The sequence below is a fragment of the Streptomyces coelicoflavus genome, assembly GCF_045041415.1.
Classification (GTDB): Bacteria; Actinomycetota; Actinomycetes; order Streptomycetales; family Streptomycetaceae; genus Streptomyces; species Streptomyces coelicoflavus.
The window spans coordinates 5122754-5136126 of record NZ_CP108218.1; the positions used below are offsets into that span (position 1 = coordinate 5122754).

Genomic DNA, 13373 nt, shown 5'->3' on the forward strand with positions numbered 1-13373 from the left:
CCCAGCGGCACGACTGCCCGCAGCGGCGGCGGGGGCGGCACGACCGCCTGCAGCGGCGGCGGGGTGTGGCACGACTGCCCGCGGTTGCCTCAGTGCAGGATGTTCGCTGCCAAGCGGGCTGCTCTGCGCGTGCGGGGTGTCGACAGGCGGCGTGCGGCAGGGCGTAGTACCGCGGCGGTGGCACCCACCGGCTGCCAGGTGATCTGAAGGCGTCCCGGGTTGTGGCCCTCCGGGCGGAGGGTGACGCGGTGCGGGGTGAGACCGGCGCGGTAGGGGACGCGGGCCGTGAGGGGCGGGAAGGCCAGCGGCGCCAGCAGGATGCCCGTGTGGGTGCGGCCCCGGTGGCGGAGGCGGAGCACGGGATGGCGGGTGCCCTGGAAGCCGTGGACCGGGAGACGGGCCGCCGCCAGATCCAGGCGGACGCGGCCCTCGAAGAGCCCGGGGCGGACGGGCGAGAGACGGAAGGCGACCGTGAGGCGCCGGCGGCCGGGGGAGAGGTGGAGTACGGCGCGCTGGGGCCCGACGGGGAGGCGCCGGGCCGGGTCGTAGGTGCGGACGGTCAGGTCGACCGACGCACCGGGACCGCGCGTGATCCGCGTGATCTCGTGCCGCAGCAGGGCCGTGAAGAAGGGCCGGGTGTCCAGCTCCAGGTCCGTCAGGTCCAGCTCGCGGCGGGCCTCCGGGGACTCCGGAACACGCTCGCCCCAGTAAACGCGGCCGTTCTCCCCGTCCGGCGTCACCCGGCGGGGCGCCACGTCGTGGCCGAGGCCACGGGCCGCCGTGCGCACGTCGGACAGGCGCCGGTCGCGCAGCAGCCGCAGGACGACCCGTTCGGAGCGGGGCAGCCGGGCACAGGCGCCCTCGGAGAGCGTGTCGAGGTAGGGGTTCACCAGGTCCGCGAAGGAGGTCAGCCAGGCGTCGTCCCGGTAGGGGAGGTCACCGGCGTACATCCGGAAGTCGTGCTTGAGGAACTTGTAGTCCTTGTCCTCGCGCAGCCCCTCGTGCCCGCTCTCGGCCAGGAAGGCGTCGATGAGGCGCTGCACGTGGACGCGGTCGCGGACGTTGCTGAGCTTGTGCCGCTGGTTGGAGATGGAGGCGGTGTCGGAGGTGGCGTACGGGGCTATGTACCAGCGGTACACCGGCTCCGGGACGACGGTGAACGTCTTGGCCAGGCAGTATGCCTGCGCCGAGAAGAGCTGGTCCTCGTAGTGGATGCCCTCGGGGAAGCGCAGGCCGTGCCGGTCGAGGAAGGCGCGGGCGTACATCTTGCTGGTGGAGAGGTGTTCGAAGAACAGCCGGGGGTCGGCCTCGATGCCGTCGAGGGTGCGGCGCTCGGCGACCAGGTGCGGCATCCAGGTCGTGCGGCGTCCGCCGTCCACGCGGACGCGGTGCACGGCGCCCATGGCGAAGTCCAGGTCGCGTTCGCGGTGGGCGGCGAGCAGGGTCTCGACGGCGCGTTCGGGGAGTTCGTCGTCGCTGTCCAGGAACATCAGGTAGGGCGCCCGGGCGATCTCCAGGGCGCGGTTGCGCGGGGCGCTGCACCCGCCACTGTTCTCCGGCAGCCGGAGGTACACGATCCGCGGGTCGTGGGCGGCCAGTTCGCGGGCCACCTCCTCCGTCGCGTCGGTCGAGTGGTCGTCGCTGATGACGATCTCGATGTTGGCGTGGGTCTGGCGGAGCACGGACGCGACGGCGCGGGGGAGGCGTTCGGCGTCGTTGTACACGATGACCGTGACGGTGACGTCCGGAGTACTCGGCGAAAGGGGCGGGAGCGTGCCCGTGGCCGGGCTCGTGGTGGCTGTCCTCATGACGCGGTGGCCTCCTCGGGGCTCGGGGCCGGGGTGCGGTCCTCGATGGGCAGGACCGGGGGCAGCGTCCGCTCGTCCTCGCCGAGGAAGACGCGGCGTACGACGCGTTCGGCGGCGTGGCCGTCGTCGTACTCGCAGAACCGGCGCCGGAAGGCGGCCCGTGCCTTCGTCGCGCGCTCGTCGTGCCAGGCGTCGGTGGTGAGGATCTCCGTCAGTTCCGCCTGGGTGCGGGCGACCGGGCCGGGGGCTTCGGCCATCTGGTCGAAGTAGACGCCGCGGGTGGTGCGGTAGGTCTCCCAGTCGTCTGCGTGGATGACGATCGGGCGGTCGAGGTTGGCGTAGTCGAACATGATCGACGAGTAGTCGGTGACCAGCGCGTCGGCGGCCAGGCACAGCTCCTCGACGGGTTCGTAGGAGGAGACGTCGACGACGCGGCCGGTGCGGCGCAGGTCTCCCAGAGGGGAGGCGGCGCCGTCGTAGAAGTAGTGGGCGCGCACCAGCAGGATCGTTTCTCCGCCGAGCGACTCGGCGAGGGCGGCGAGGTCCAGGCGCGGGGTCCAGCCGGCCTCGTAGTCGCGGTGGGTGGGCGCGTAGAGGACCGCGCGGCGGCCGGGCGCGATGCCGAGGCGTGCGCGGGCGGCGCGGACCTCGGCGGCGCCGGCGGTGTAGTAGACGTCGTTGCGGGGATAGCCGTGGTCCAGGGAGATGTGGTGGGACGGGTAGGCCCGCTGCCACATGCGGGTGGTGTGGCTGTTGGCGGAGACGCTGTAGTCCCACTTGTCGACCCGCTCGAGCAGCGCCTGGAAGTCCAGGCCGTGGGCGGCGGCGGGGTAGGGCAGCTGATCCACGCCCATGCGTTTGAGCGGGGTGCCGTGGTGGGTCTGGAGGTGGACGGTGCCGGGGCGTTTGACCACCGCGTCCGGGAAGTTGACGTTGTTGACGAGGTACTTGGCGCGGGCCAGCACCTCCCAGTAGCGGCGGGTGCCGGGCACGACGTGGTCGGTGCCGGGCGGCAGCAGGGCGGCGCCCGCGGCGGTGACCACCCACACGGGGTGGATGCCCGGGGCGAGTTCGGCGAGCTTGGCGGCGATCGCGGCCGGGTTGCAGGCCACCCCGCGGTTCCAGTACGCGGAGAAGACCGCGAGGTGCGGGTCGACCGGGCGGGCCAGGGCGGCGCGGTACTGGAGGGTGCGCAGCCGGGTGCCCGCGCGGCGCCTGCCGGTGCGCGCGGCGGAGCGCACCGCGCGGCGGGCGTGGCTGGCGCTCTGGAGGGCGCGGTACTTGCCGTAGGAGCCCTCCTCGAGGAGCGACCGGCGCATGCCCTCCAGGCCGGCGGGCTGCCGGAGCCCCTCGGGGCGGTGGCGCCGGGCGGTCACGGACGCCCGGTGGAAGAACTCCCGCGCCACGTCGTCGGGCATCCCGGCGCGGGCGAAGGTGTGCAGGCAGTCGCGGACCATCAGGTCGTACAGGACGCCGTGGACGGCGGGCCGGCCGGCGGTGAGGCCGAGGAGCGCCTCGTAGCGGTCGACCAGCGCGTACCGCTCGGCCGGCGTGAGGGGCGGGAGGCTCTCGGGCCGCAGCCGACGGCCCTCGTACGCCGGGTGCGGCAGGCAGGCGACGCGGTCGGCGAGCAGCAGGGCGGCGTACGCGGCGAACGGCTCGTCCTCGGTGGTCAGGAGCCGTTCGTGCCGCCGCCAGAAGCCGGCGCGCACGGCGCGGGTGCCGAGCAGCGGGGTCAGGCGGAGCAGCGCGGCGCGGTCGTCGAGGGAGAGGCCGTCCTCGGAGCGGCCCGCCCGGGCCAGCCGGGGCCCGTCGGGGGAGGGCAGGCCGGAGGCCCGCCAGGAGCTGCGGACGTGGTCGCACAGCAGGACGTCCACGCGGTCGGGGAGGCCCGCGGCGTGCCGCGCCAGGGCGGGCGGGGCGCCGGGCGGCAGCCCGTCCTTGGCGTGCACGAAGTGCAGCCACCGGCCCCGCGCCCGGGCCGCCCCGGCCGAGCGGGCCGCGGCGTCCCCCGCCGTGTCCGGGAGCGGCAGCACGGTGAAGGCGGGAGCGTGCCGCTCGGCCGTCTCCCGCGCCCAGTCCCCGACGGCGGCGACGATCACCTCGACGCCGGTGAGGGGGTGGGCGTCCAGGGAGTCGAGGAGGGCGGGCAGGTGGTCCTGCACGTTGCGGCCGTGGACGACGACGCTGAGGTCGGGGGCCGTCTCGGGGAACGGATCGGGGACCGTCTCGGGCATCGTGGGGACTCCTTCGCCTCGGCCTTCGCTTCGTCGCTCCCGGAGCACTCCTGTGGGTCGTTGTCTATTCGGTCATAGTGACATCAATCGGGTAAAAGGATTAATCGGAGGAGTGGGGAGTACGCCTTCCGGGGGACACGGCTTCCGGGGGACACGGCGCTCAGGCGACCGCCGTGGCCTTGGGGGCGGGCTTGGGCGCGGGCTTGGACGCGGCGGGCTTGGGCGTCGCCTTGGGCTTCGCCGCCGGGCCGCCGGTGAACTTCTCGTACTCCTTCAGGACCTCCTCCGTGGGCCCGTCCATCCGCAGCTCGCCGCGCTCCAGCCACAGCACCCGGTCGCAGGTGTCGCGGATGGACTTGTTGCTGTGGCTGACCAGGAACACCGTGCCGGCGTGCTCGCGCAGCTCCCGGATGCGTTCCTCGGAGCGCCGCTGGAAGGAACGGTCGCCGGTGGCCAGCGCCTCGTCGACCAGGAGCACGTCGTGGTCCTTGGCGGCGGCGATGGAGAACCGCAGCCGGGCCGCCATGCCGGAGGAGTACGTGCGCATCGGCAGGGTGATGAAGTCGCCCTTCTCGTTGATCCCGGAGAAGTCGACGATCTCCTGGTAGCGCTCCTTGATCTGCGCGCGGGACATGCCCATCGCCAGGCCGCCGAGGTACACGTTGCGCTCGCCGGTGAGATCGTTCATCAGGGCGGCGTTGACGCCGAGCAGGGAGGGCTGGCCGTCGGTGTAGATGCGGCCGTTCTCCACCGGAAGCAGGCCGGCGACCGCCTTGAGCAGCGTCGACTTGCCCGAACCGTTGGTCCCTATGAGGCCGATGGCCTCGCCGCGGTACGCGGCGAAGGACACGTTCTTCACGGCGTGCACCCGGCGCACGCCGGCCGCCTTCTCGGCCTTCCCGCGGCGCAGGATGCGGTTGAGGGCGGCGGTCGCGGAGCCGCGGCCGGCTCCGGTGCCGTTGACCCGGTAGACGATGTCGACGCCGTCGGCGACGACGGTGGGCACGCGCTCGGCGGGGGTGTTGTCAGCGGGGGTGTCAGCCACGACCGTACGTCTCCTCGGCCTTCCAGAAGTAGATGAAGCCGCCGATCCCGGCGACCAGTGCCCAGCCCAGGGCCAGCGCCCAGACGTGGTCGGGCAGCATGCCGCCGCCGAAGCTGTCGATCAGCGCGAAGCGCATCAGGTCGATGTAGACGACGGCGGGGTTGACCTGGAGCAGCGGGCCGATCCAGGACGGCAGCCCGCTGTCCGGGCCGGTCATGTGGTGGATGCTGAACATGACGCCCGAGGCGTACATCCAGGTGCGCAGCAGGAACGGCATCAGCTGGGCCATGTCGGGAATCTTCGCGCCGACCCGGGCCATGACCATCGCCACGCCCGTGTTGAACACGAACTGGAGCACCAGCGCCGGGACGGCGAGCACCCAGGAGGGGCCGGGCGGCACGCCGAACGCGAGCAGGATCACGACGAGGGCGCCCATCGAGAACATCAGCTGCTGGAGCTGCTGGAGGCAGAACGACACCGGCAGCGCCGCTCGCGGGAAGTGCAGGGCGCGTACGAGGCCGAGGTTGCCGGAGATCGCCCGGGTGCCCGCCATGATCGAGCTCTGCGTGAACGTCCACACGAACACGCCGGTGACCAGGAACGGGACGAAGTCCTCCACGCCGCGGCTGGTGTTCATCAGCATGCCGAAGATGAAGTAGTACACCGCCGCGTTGAGCAGGGGCGTCATCACCTGCCAGACCTGGCCCAGCTTGGCCTGGCTGTACTGGGCGGTGAGCTTGGCGGTGGAGAAGGCGCCGATGAAGTGCCGGCGCGCCCACAGCTGGCGGACGTACTCGGGCAGGGAGGGGCGGGCGCCGCTGACCGACAGCCCGTGCCGGGCGGCGAGCGCCGCGAGGTCGTGGTCCGGTGCGGGGGTGGGGGCCGCCTCGGTGGTCGGGGGCGGTGGGTCGAGGACCTGGCTCACATCCGGTGCTTTCGCTCGGGGGGAGGGGGCGAGAGGGTGGCGCCCGGCGTTCACCCGGGTGACCGTGTGTGTTCACTTACGTCGGGACGGCACCGTATCGTCGTGACGTGAGCGTAGGGCGTGGCGACGCCGGAACGCAACCGTTTCGTCGTGACGCCCTATGCTTGACGCGCATGACGACCAACGCCGCCGCCGACGAGCCGACGCCGCGCCCGCGCCGCCGGGCCCCCGCCGGGGCGGCGGTGCTGCGCGAGGACGTGACGGAGGCCATCCGGGCGGCGGTCTTCGAGGAGCTGGCGGCGGTCGGTTACGCCCGCATGTCCATCGAGGGCATCGCGCGCCGCGCGGGCGTCGGCAAGACCGCCGTCTACCGGCGCTGGCGCTCCAAGCTGCACCTGGTGCTCGACATCGTCTCCGCCCTCGCCGTCCAGGGCCTGCCCGCGCCGGACACCGGCTCCCTGGAGGGCGACCTGCGGCTCCTGTACGAGGTGACGTCCCGTGCCCTGCGCCACCCGGTGGCCTCGCAGGTCATCCCCGACCTCCAGGCGGAGGCGGCCCGCAATCCCGACATCGCCGACGCCCTCCAGAAGACCCTGCGCGAGGGCCAGGACGGCGTCGCCAGCAGGATCCTCGCGGCGGCGGCCGAACGCGGCGAGCTGGGCCCGGCCCTCGACACCGACCTGGCCCTGGACCTGATCTCGGGCCCGCTGTACTGGCGCTCGGTGGTCGTCCGCGGCCCGAAACCCCCGAAGGGCTACCTGGGCTCGCTGGCCCGGGCGACGGCGGAGGGCCTGAAGGCGCTCTGAGCCGGGGCGGACTGTTCCCGCACGAGACGCCGGGCGTTCGCTGGGGCCGTGTCGCTGGGGACGGTCCGGGACGGGCGGCGCTCCGGCGGTCGGGAGTACCGGACGGCGCTGGGCTCGGTTCCGTCGCCGCAGTGGCCGGCGGCGTCGTCGCACCGCTGTGGCCTCCGGCCGACGCGGCTCCTCACCAGGCGGCGAGCCGGACCACCTGCGCCGCGATGTCCGGCACCGTCCGTCCGTCCGTCGGCACGCGGACCGTGCCCACGGGAGCCTCGTCGGCCAGGCGCCGCCCCATGCGCAGGCTGCGCTCGATGTGCACGCCGAGCTGCGACCCGGTCTCCCGTACGGCGAGCCGCTGCCGCACGGTCGCCTCGTCGGCGGTCAGCAGCACGCAGGTGACCCTGACCTCGTCCCCGCCCATCGCCCGTCCGATCATCGGCGCCTCGAGGATGCTGACGGTGTTGGTGTAGATGAGTCGGCGCTGTCCGAGCGCCGCGTAGTTCGCCCACACCGCGGCGATGTTCCGCTCGGTGATCGCCGTACGGTGCGGGTCGCCGTCGGGAGCGGGTTCGATCTGGCTCATGCCGTCCCCCTCGATCAGACAGTGCGCGGTCCCGGCCTGCCGCAGCTGGACGGACACGTCCCAGCCGACGCTGCTCTTGCCGACGCCCGAGCCGCCGCCGATGAGTAACAGGTCGTAGGTGTTGGCCTTTTGGTCCATGGCCGCAGTCTGAGTCGTCACCGAGGTCGTGTGCGCGCCCATTCGAGTTCTCGCCGAGCGCCGGGCCCGCACGCGTCGGCGTGTGAGCGGGCCGAGACGGTCACCTGCCAGCGGCGGGAAACGCCGACAACGCTCTCCTCGACGCGCTGCGCGCCGAGGGCTTCGGCCGTTCGGGCCGCCAACCGACTGGTGACCATGGCTGGTCGCGGTCGCCGCTGAACATGCCCCGGGCGGCGGGTGCGCGTGGTTTCACGTCGGCTTCGAAGACCACCTGCGCGCGTTCTGCTTCGGTATGCGCGGGTTCAAGGCGACGGTAGCCGGCCTCATCGCCCTGTGGCCCGCCGCTCCTTGGACGCGACTCTGGCGAGCAACTTGTCGCGAACCAACGGCCACTCGTTCGCGAGCAGGCTGTAGTAGAGGGAATCGCGACGCGTGCCGTCCTGGCGGACCATGTGACTGCGCAGGGTGCCCTCATAGACGAGACTCAGGTGGATCAAGGCCTTCTGGGACCGCTCGTTCAAATTGTCCGTGCGCAACGCGACTCTGGTGAGGCCGAGGGTGTGGAACGCGTGGCTGAACAGCAGGAGCTTCGACTCGGCGTTGTAGGGGCCGCCCCAGCAGGAGCGGTCGAACCACGTCGCACCGATCTCGGCGCGACCCTGAACGAGGTCGACTTCGTACAGACTCGTCGAGCCGACCACCGACTGGTCGTCCAGTCGTTGGACCGCGAAGCACCGTCGCGCCGGATCGTCAATCATCTGCTCGAGCATCGACCGTATCTCCGCCAGGGACTCGGGACGCGGTCTGGGCATCCACCGCCACACCTCCGGGTCCGAGGCGGAGGGAAGGAGCGACTCGGCATGGTCGACGGACAGCGGGACCAGGCGGACAGTCCGGCCGGTGAAGGCGTCGTTGCTCATGGCGAACAAGGTAGTGCGGTGACCGCGGCCGCTCCGTGCGTCGACTGGCTGCCTGGACGTGCCAACCAGCACCCGTGCGAGCCGGTGTGACGATCGGATCGTGAGGATCTTCAGGCCGCCCGTCGGATGCTCACCCAAGGCGTCACCGGGCAGTGGCAACCTGGTTGGGCACAGGCTCGTCCGGTGGTGGGCTGATCACAACGAGTTCGACCTCGAAACCGTCCACGTTCTCCATGTAGGCGGCGTAGTGCTGTGAACCGCCGGCATGAGGGTGCAGTTCTGGGAACATCAGGCGCCAACCGTGCTGAGCGGCCTCGACGGTCAGCTTCTCGACAGCAGCGGCGTCCTCGACGTGGAACGCCAGGTGGTTCAGCCCGGGGCGACGGCGATCGTGTCGGTCGGCGGTGAGGGACGGGGACTGTTCGAGGACGAGGTATGTCGGCCCGGGCAGCCAGCTGCGGCCGCTGGCCCAGCTCTGGGAGACGGTGTAGCCCAGCGTCGCCAGCAGCCAGCCGAGCGAGGCGAGTGCACGGCTGAGATCGGGCACCCAGATCTCGACGTGGTGCAACGTCCCGTGCGTCGGCCGGGTCACGCGGCTGCCTCCCCGGGGCGTTCGGTGGCGGTGTGGTCGCGTTTGGAGCGGGCGCCTGCCCGGACGTGGGTGACGAGGTCGGGGGCGGTCTTCACGGTCGGCCGGCGCCCCCGGGCGGAACCTTGGCGGTGACAAGGCTACCTGGGCTCGCTGGCCCGGGCGACGGTGGAGTGTCTGAAGGCGCTCTGGGCCGCCCGGGGCGGATTGTCAGTGGGTTCTGTCACGCTGCCCCTATGAATCGGATGGAACCGATGGACCCGGCCGACGTGCCGGAACCGGCGGCGGTCGTGCGGGAGTTCTGGGCCCGTATGCAGGCCCGGGACTGGACGGGCCTCGGCGCGCTGCTCGCCGACGACCTGGTGGTGGAGTGGCCGGTCAGCGCCGAGCTGATCGAGGGCCGCGCGAACTTCGTGAGCGTCAACGCGGAATATCCGGAGGGCTGGTCGATCGAGGTGATACGCGTCGTGGCGGACGGCGAGAGCGTGGTCTCGGAGGTGGAGGTCCCGCACGAGACGGTGGGCGTCCACCGGGTGGTGTCGCTGTGGACGGTCCGGGAGGGCAGGATCACCACCGGCCGTGAGTACTGGACGGCCCCGGGCTCGGACCCCTCGCCCCCGTGGCGGGCGGCGTTCGTGCGGCCGCTGTAGACGGAACCTACGGGTCCCTTCGACGAGTCGAGCCCAGCGAGCGCGTCCGGTTATCGTCACGGTCACGACGTCGGACACGGACCGGCGGGTCGTCTGAACCGCCGGTCCGTGACCGATACCGCTGGGGACGAGGTCCGGGCGGCCGCCCGACGACCGGCTACTGACCACCCTGCCCGGTGATCATCTCGAGCATGGCCTGTGCCGTGTTGTGTGCGGAGTCGATGCCGTGGATTTCGGCGCCGTCGAACGTGACGGCCTCGGTGCCGCGGGCGAACATGGCCTGCTCGTACTCGGTGAGCGCGGCCTCGACGTCATCGGGGTGTTCGGCGAGGGCGTTGGCGAGTTCGGCGCCGTCGAGCATGGCCAGGTTGGCCCCCTCGCCGTTCGGAACCGCGAGGTGCGCGGCGTCGCCGAGCAGCGTCACCCCCGGCGTCCGGTCCCACCGGTGCCCGGCCGGAAGTGCGTAGTGCGGGCGCAGCACAGGCGCCGTGTCGGCGTCCGTGAGCAGCGCGGTGAGTTCCGGCGCCCAGCCGTCGAACTCCCGCGCGATGCGGGCGCCCGCGGCGGAGGCGTCGGTGAAGTCGATCGCCGCGAACCAGTCCCGCGGCCTGGACAGCGCCACGTACGCGTGCAGCGTGTCGCCGCTCTCCCGGTGGGCGAAGATCTCCTTGCCCGGCGAGGGCGCGACCATCGACCCGCCGCCGACCATGTGCGCGGTGCCGGTGTGCCGGGTGTCGGCGTCGTACAGGTAGGTCTCGACGAACGACGTGCCCGCGTAGTCGGGGGTGGCGCGCGACAGCAGTGGCCGGATCCGCGACCACGCGCCGTCCGCGCCGACCAGCAGGTCCGTGACGACGGTGCTGCCGTCGGCGAAGGTGACCTCGTGACGGCCGTCGCCGAGGGCCCGGGCGCCGTCGGCCTTGCGCCCCCACCGGACCGTGCCGGCCGGGAGCGCGTCGAGCAGGACCCGGCGCAGCTCCGCGCGCTGCACCTCGGGGCGTCCGCCCGTACCGTCGTCGGCCGTCTCGTGCAGAACCGTCCCGTCCTGCTCGACGAGCTTCATGGTCTGACGCCCCTCGACGACGACGGCGCGGAACTCGTCCGTCAGGCCGGCCGCCGCGAGGGCGAGCTGCCCGGTGTGGTCGTGGATGTCGAGCATCCCGCCCTGCGCGCGTGCCCCGGCCGAGGACTCGGCCTCGTGAACGGTGACGGGGACGCCGCGGACGTGCAGGACGCGGGCCAGGGTGAGTCCGCCGAGTCCGGCGCCGATGATCGTGACGGGAGTGTGCATGGTGGCTCCTCGGGATCGGGGCCGCCCGGTGCTCCGCGACGGCCGTCTCCCAAGAAGCTGTCAGGCCGCTCCGACACGGCGCCGACACCGGACCGACGGACACCGACAGACGACCGACGGGCGGTCCACGCGTGCCCTCCCGGCATCGCCCGAGTGATCGACGGTTCCCGAACGGAAGCTGGAAACTGGCCTCATGACTCCGACAGATCCCAAGGCCGATCTCCACTTCTACCTCCAGTCCGCCCGCGACGCCCTGCTCTGGAAGCTCGAAGGGCTCTCGGAGTACGACATCCGCCGCCCGGCGACGCCGACCGGGACCAACCTGCTGGGCCTGGTGAAGCACGCCGCCAGTGTGGAACTGGGCTACCTCGGGGACGTCTTCGGGCGGGCGTCGGGAGAACCGCTGCCCTGGGTCGCGGACGGGGCCGAGACCAACGCGGACATGTGGGCCACCGCGGAGGAGTCGCGCGCGTTCGTTGTGGAGTTGTACCGACGGGCGTGGGCCCACGCGGACGCGACGATCGACGCGCTGGCGCTGGACACGGTCGGCAGGGTGCCCTGGTGGGCCGAGGGCAGGGACGAGGTGACGCTGCATCATGCGGTGACCCGCGTGATCGCGGACACTCAGCGGCACGCGGGGCACGCCGACATCATTCGGGAGCTGACGGACGGTGCCGTGGGGATGCGCGAGGACAACGCCGCCGTGCCGACGGGTGGTGCGGCGTGGTGGGAGGAGTACCGGGGGCGGCTGGAGCAGGCGGCTCGGGAGGCCGAGGGCCGGGGCCTCTCCGGGCAGACCCGATGAAGCGGGCGTGGACGGGCCCCGTGCTGTTGCTGGTCGCCGGGGCGGGGGCCGCGACCGGGCCGATCGTGCAGGGGCGCACCGGGAAGGGGGTCGTGCTGTTGCTGGTGTTCGTGCTGCTGGCGGTGCTGATCTCGCCGCTGGTGTTCCCCAGGTCGGTCGGGGCGGTGGAGGCGCAGCGGCGCAGTGCCGTGGACGGGCGGCCGGTCGTGTTCTGGCGGCCGGGGTGTGCGTACTGCATGCGGCTGCGCATCCGGCTGGGGCGGAAGGCGCGGCGGTTGTACTGGGTCGACATCTGGCGGGACGAGGACGGGGCGGAGCTGGTGCGGGGGGTCAACGACGGGAACGAGACCGTGCCGACGCTGCTCGTGGCGGGGCGGGCACACACCAACCCGGACCCCGCGTGGGTGCGCGAGCAGGTCGCCTCGTCCCGGTGACCCGGTGACCCGGTGACCCAAGGGCCGGGCGGTCCGGCGGCGGCGCCCTCCGGGCCGCCCGGGTCGGAGGGCGCCTCTGGGGTCAGCTGGGTCGGAGGGCGCGTCCGGGGGTCAGGCCCGTGCCGCCTCCGGGTGGAGCCGTACCCAGCCCGCCCACGCCGACGTGATCATGTCCTCGACGTCGTACTTGGCCTTCCAGCCCAGTTCGACGGCGGCGCGGTCGGCCGAGGCCACCACGCGGGCCGGGTCGCCGGGGCGGCGGGGAGTGACCGTCGGGGGATGGTCGTAGCCGGTGAGGGCGTTGATGCGGTCGATCATCTCGCGCACGGAGACGCCCTCGCCGCGGCCGATGTTGAGGGTGAGGGTGCGGCCGGGGGAGGACTGGAGCGCGCGGGCCGCGGCCACGTGGGCCTCGGCCAGGTCGACGACGTGGATGTAGTCGCGCACGCAGGTGCCGTCCGGCGTCGCGTAGTCGTCGCCGAAGATGCGGGGGGACGCGGACTCGGTGAGCTTCTCGAAGACCATCGGGACGAGGTTGAAGACGCCGGTGTCGGCCAGCTCCGGGCTCGCCGCGCCCGCGACGTTGAAGTAGCGGAGGGAGGCCGTGGCGAGGCCCGCCGCCTTGCCGGTGGCCCGGACCAGCCACTCGCCGGCCAGCTTGGTCTCGCCGTACGGCGACATGGGCACGCACGGCGTCTCCTCGGTCACCAGGTCGACGTCGGGCATGCCGTACACGGCGGCGGAGGAGGAGAAGACGAAGGACGGGACCTCCGCCTTGGTGACCGCGTCCAGGAGGACGCGCAGGCCCTCGACGTTCTGCCGGTAGTAGTGCAGCGGCAGGTCCACCGACTCGCCGACCTGCTTCTTGGCGGCCAGGTGCACGACGCCGGTGACGGAGTGGTCGGCCAGGGCGCGGGCCACCCGCTCGCCGTCCAGGACCGAGCCCACCACCAGGGGGACGCCGTCGGGCACGCGGTCGGCGATGCCGGTGGACAGGTCGTCGTAGACCACGGCCTTCTCGCCCGCCTCGGTCATCGCCCTTACGACGTGCGCCCCGATGTATCCGGCGCCGCCGGTGATCAGCCAGGTCATTGCGGCCGTCCCCTTACGTTTGGTGGTTCTTGGTGCCCATGATCCGTCATCCC

At 72.5% G+C, this 13373-nt stretch carries 13 protein-coding genes; 4 read left to right on the plus strand and 9 right to left on the minus strand.

Annotated elements, in window-relative coordinates:
• Window positions 1–89: 89 nt before the first annotated feature.
• The 4 genes from OHA99_RS22815 to OHA99_RS22830 all read right to left on the minus strand — a co-directional run bounded on the left by OHA99_RS22815 (window position 90) and on the right by OHA99_RS22830 (window position 6015).
• Window positions 90–1808, minus strand: coding sequence for a glycosyltransferase family 2 protein (locus OHA99_RS22815; protein WP_405697526.1), 1719 nt, complete (start codon window positions 1806–1808; stop codon window positions 90–92).
• Window positions 1805–4045 (minus strand): CDP-glycerol glycerophosphotransferase family protein, encoded by a 2241-nt coding sequence (locus tag OHA99_RS22820; protein ID WP_405697529.1) that lies wholly within the window; start codon window positions 4043–4045, stop codon window positions 1805–1807. Before OHA99_RS22820 ends, OHA99_RS22815 begins: the two co-directional genes overlap by 4 nt.
• 160 nt (window positions 4046–4205) lie before the next feature.
• Window positions 4206–5090, minus strand: coding sequence for an ABC transporter ATP-binding protein (locus OHA99_RS22825; protein ID WP_366473030.1), 885 nt, complete (start codon window positions 5088–5090; stop codon window positions 4206–4208).
• Window positions 5083–6015, minus strand: a complete 933-nt coding sequence (locus OHA99_RS22830) for an ABC transporter permease (protein ID WP_153179582.1) — start codon at window positions 6013–6015, stop codon at window positions 5083–5085. Before OHA99_RS22830 ends, OHA99_RS22825 begins: the two co-directional genes overlap by 8 nt.
• A 173-nt stretch (window positions 6016–6188) precedes the next feature.
• Here OHA99_RS22830 and OHA99_RS22835 point away from each other — a divergent pair, with 173 nt between their 5' ends.
• A complete protein-coding gene (locus OHA99_RS22835; protein WP_153179583.1) occupies window positions 6189–6821 on the plus strand; it encodes a TetR/AcrR family transcriptional regulator in 633 nt (210 codons plus the stop codon).
• A gap of 181 nt (window positions 6822–7002) precedes the next feature.
• Here the strand turns inward: OHA99_RS22835 and OHA99_RS22840 are convergent, their stop codons facing one another.
• The 3 genes from OHA99_RS22840 to OHA99_RS22850 form a co-directional block, all read right to left on the minus strand.
• On the minus strand, window positions 7003–7539 hold the full coding sequence (locus tag OHA99_RS22840; RefSeq protein ID WP_366473029.1) for a hypothetical protein: 537 nt from the start codon (window positions 7537–7539) through the stop codon (window positions 7003–7005).
• Between the two features lie 323 nt (window positions 7540–7862).
• Window positions 7863–8459, minus strand: coding sequence for a GNAT family N-acetyltransferase (locus OHA99_RS22845; protein ID WP_405697534.1), 597 nt, complete (start codon window positions 8457–8459; stop codon window positions 7863–7865).
• A gap of 142 nt (window positions 8460–8601) precedes the next feature.
• Complete coding sequence (locus OHA99_RS22850) at window positions 8602–9051, minus strand: VOC family protein (RefSeq protein ID WP_405697537.1); 450 nt, start codon at window positions 9049–9051, stop codon at window positions 8602–8604.
• Window positions 9052–9284: 233 nt separating this feature from the next.
• Between OHA99_RS22850 and OHA99_RS22855 the strand changes: the two genes are divergently transcribed.
• On the plus strand, window positions 9285–9698 hold the full coding sequence (locus OHA99_RS22855) for a nuclear transport factor 2 family protein (RefSeq protein ID WP_405697539.1): 414 nt from the start codon (window positions 9285–9287) through the stop codon (window positions 9696–9698).
• 157 nt (window positions 9699–9855) lie between these two features.
• On the opposite strand, the gene OHA99_RS22860 is transcribed toward OHA99_RS22855, so the two are convergent.
• Complete coding sequence (locus OHA99_RS22860; RefSeq protein ID WP_405697540.1) at window positions 9856–10989, minus strand: FAD-dependent oxidoreductase; 1134 nt, start codon at window positions 10987–10989, stop codon at window positions 9856–9858.
• 193 nt (window positions 10990–11182) lie between these two features.
• Here OHA99_RS22860 and OHA99_RS22865 point away from each other — a divergent pair, with 193 nt between their 5' ends.
• Both OHA99_RS22865 and OHA99_RS22870 read left to right on the plus strand, forming a co-directional pair.
• Window positions 11183–11794 (plus strand): DinB family protein, encoded by a 612-nt coding sequence (locus tag OHA99_RS22865; protein WP_405697542.1) that lies wholly within the window; start codon window positions 11183–11185, stop codon window positions 11792–11794.
• Entirely contained in the window at window positions 11791–12228 is a 438-nt protein-coding gene (locus tag OHA99_RS22870; protein ID WP_381587281.1) for a glutaredoxin domain-containing protein, read from the plus strand. The genes OHA99_RS22865 and OHA99_RS22870 overlap by 4 nt, the downstream gene beginning before the upstream one ends.
• Before the next feature lie 111 nt (window positions 12229–12339).
• Here the strand turns inward: OHA99_RS22870 and galE are convergent, their stop codons facing one another.
• Window positions 12340–13320 carry a UDP-glucose 4-epimerase GalE gene (galE, locus tag OHA99_RS22875; RefSeq protein WP_405697544.1) on the minus strand — a complete coding sequence of 327 codons (981 nt, stop codon included), beginning with the start codon at window positions 13318–13320 and terminating at the stop codon, window positions 12340–12342.
• Between the last annotated feature and the right edge of the window lie 53 nt (window positions 13321–13373).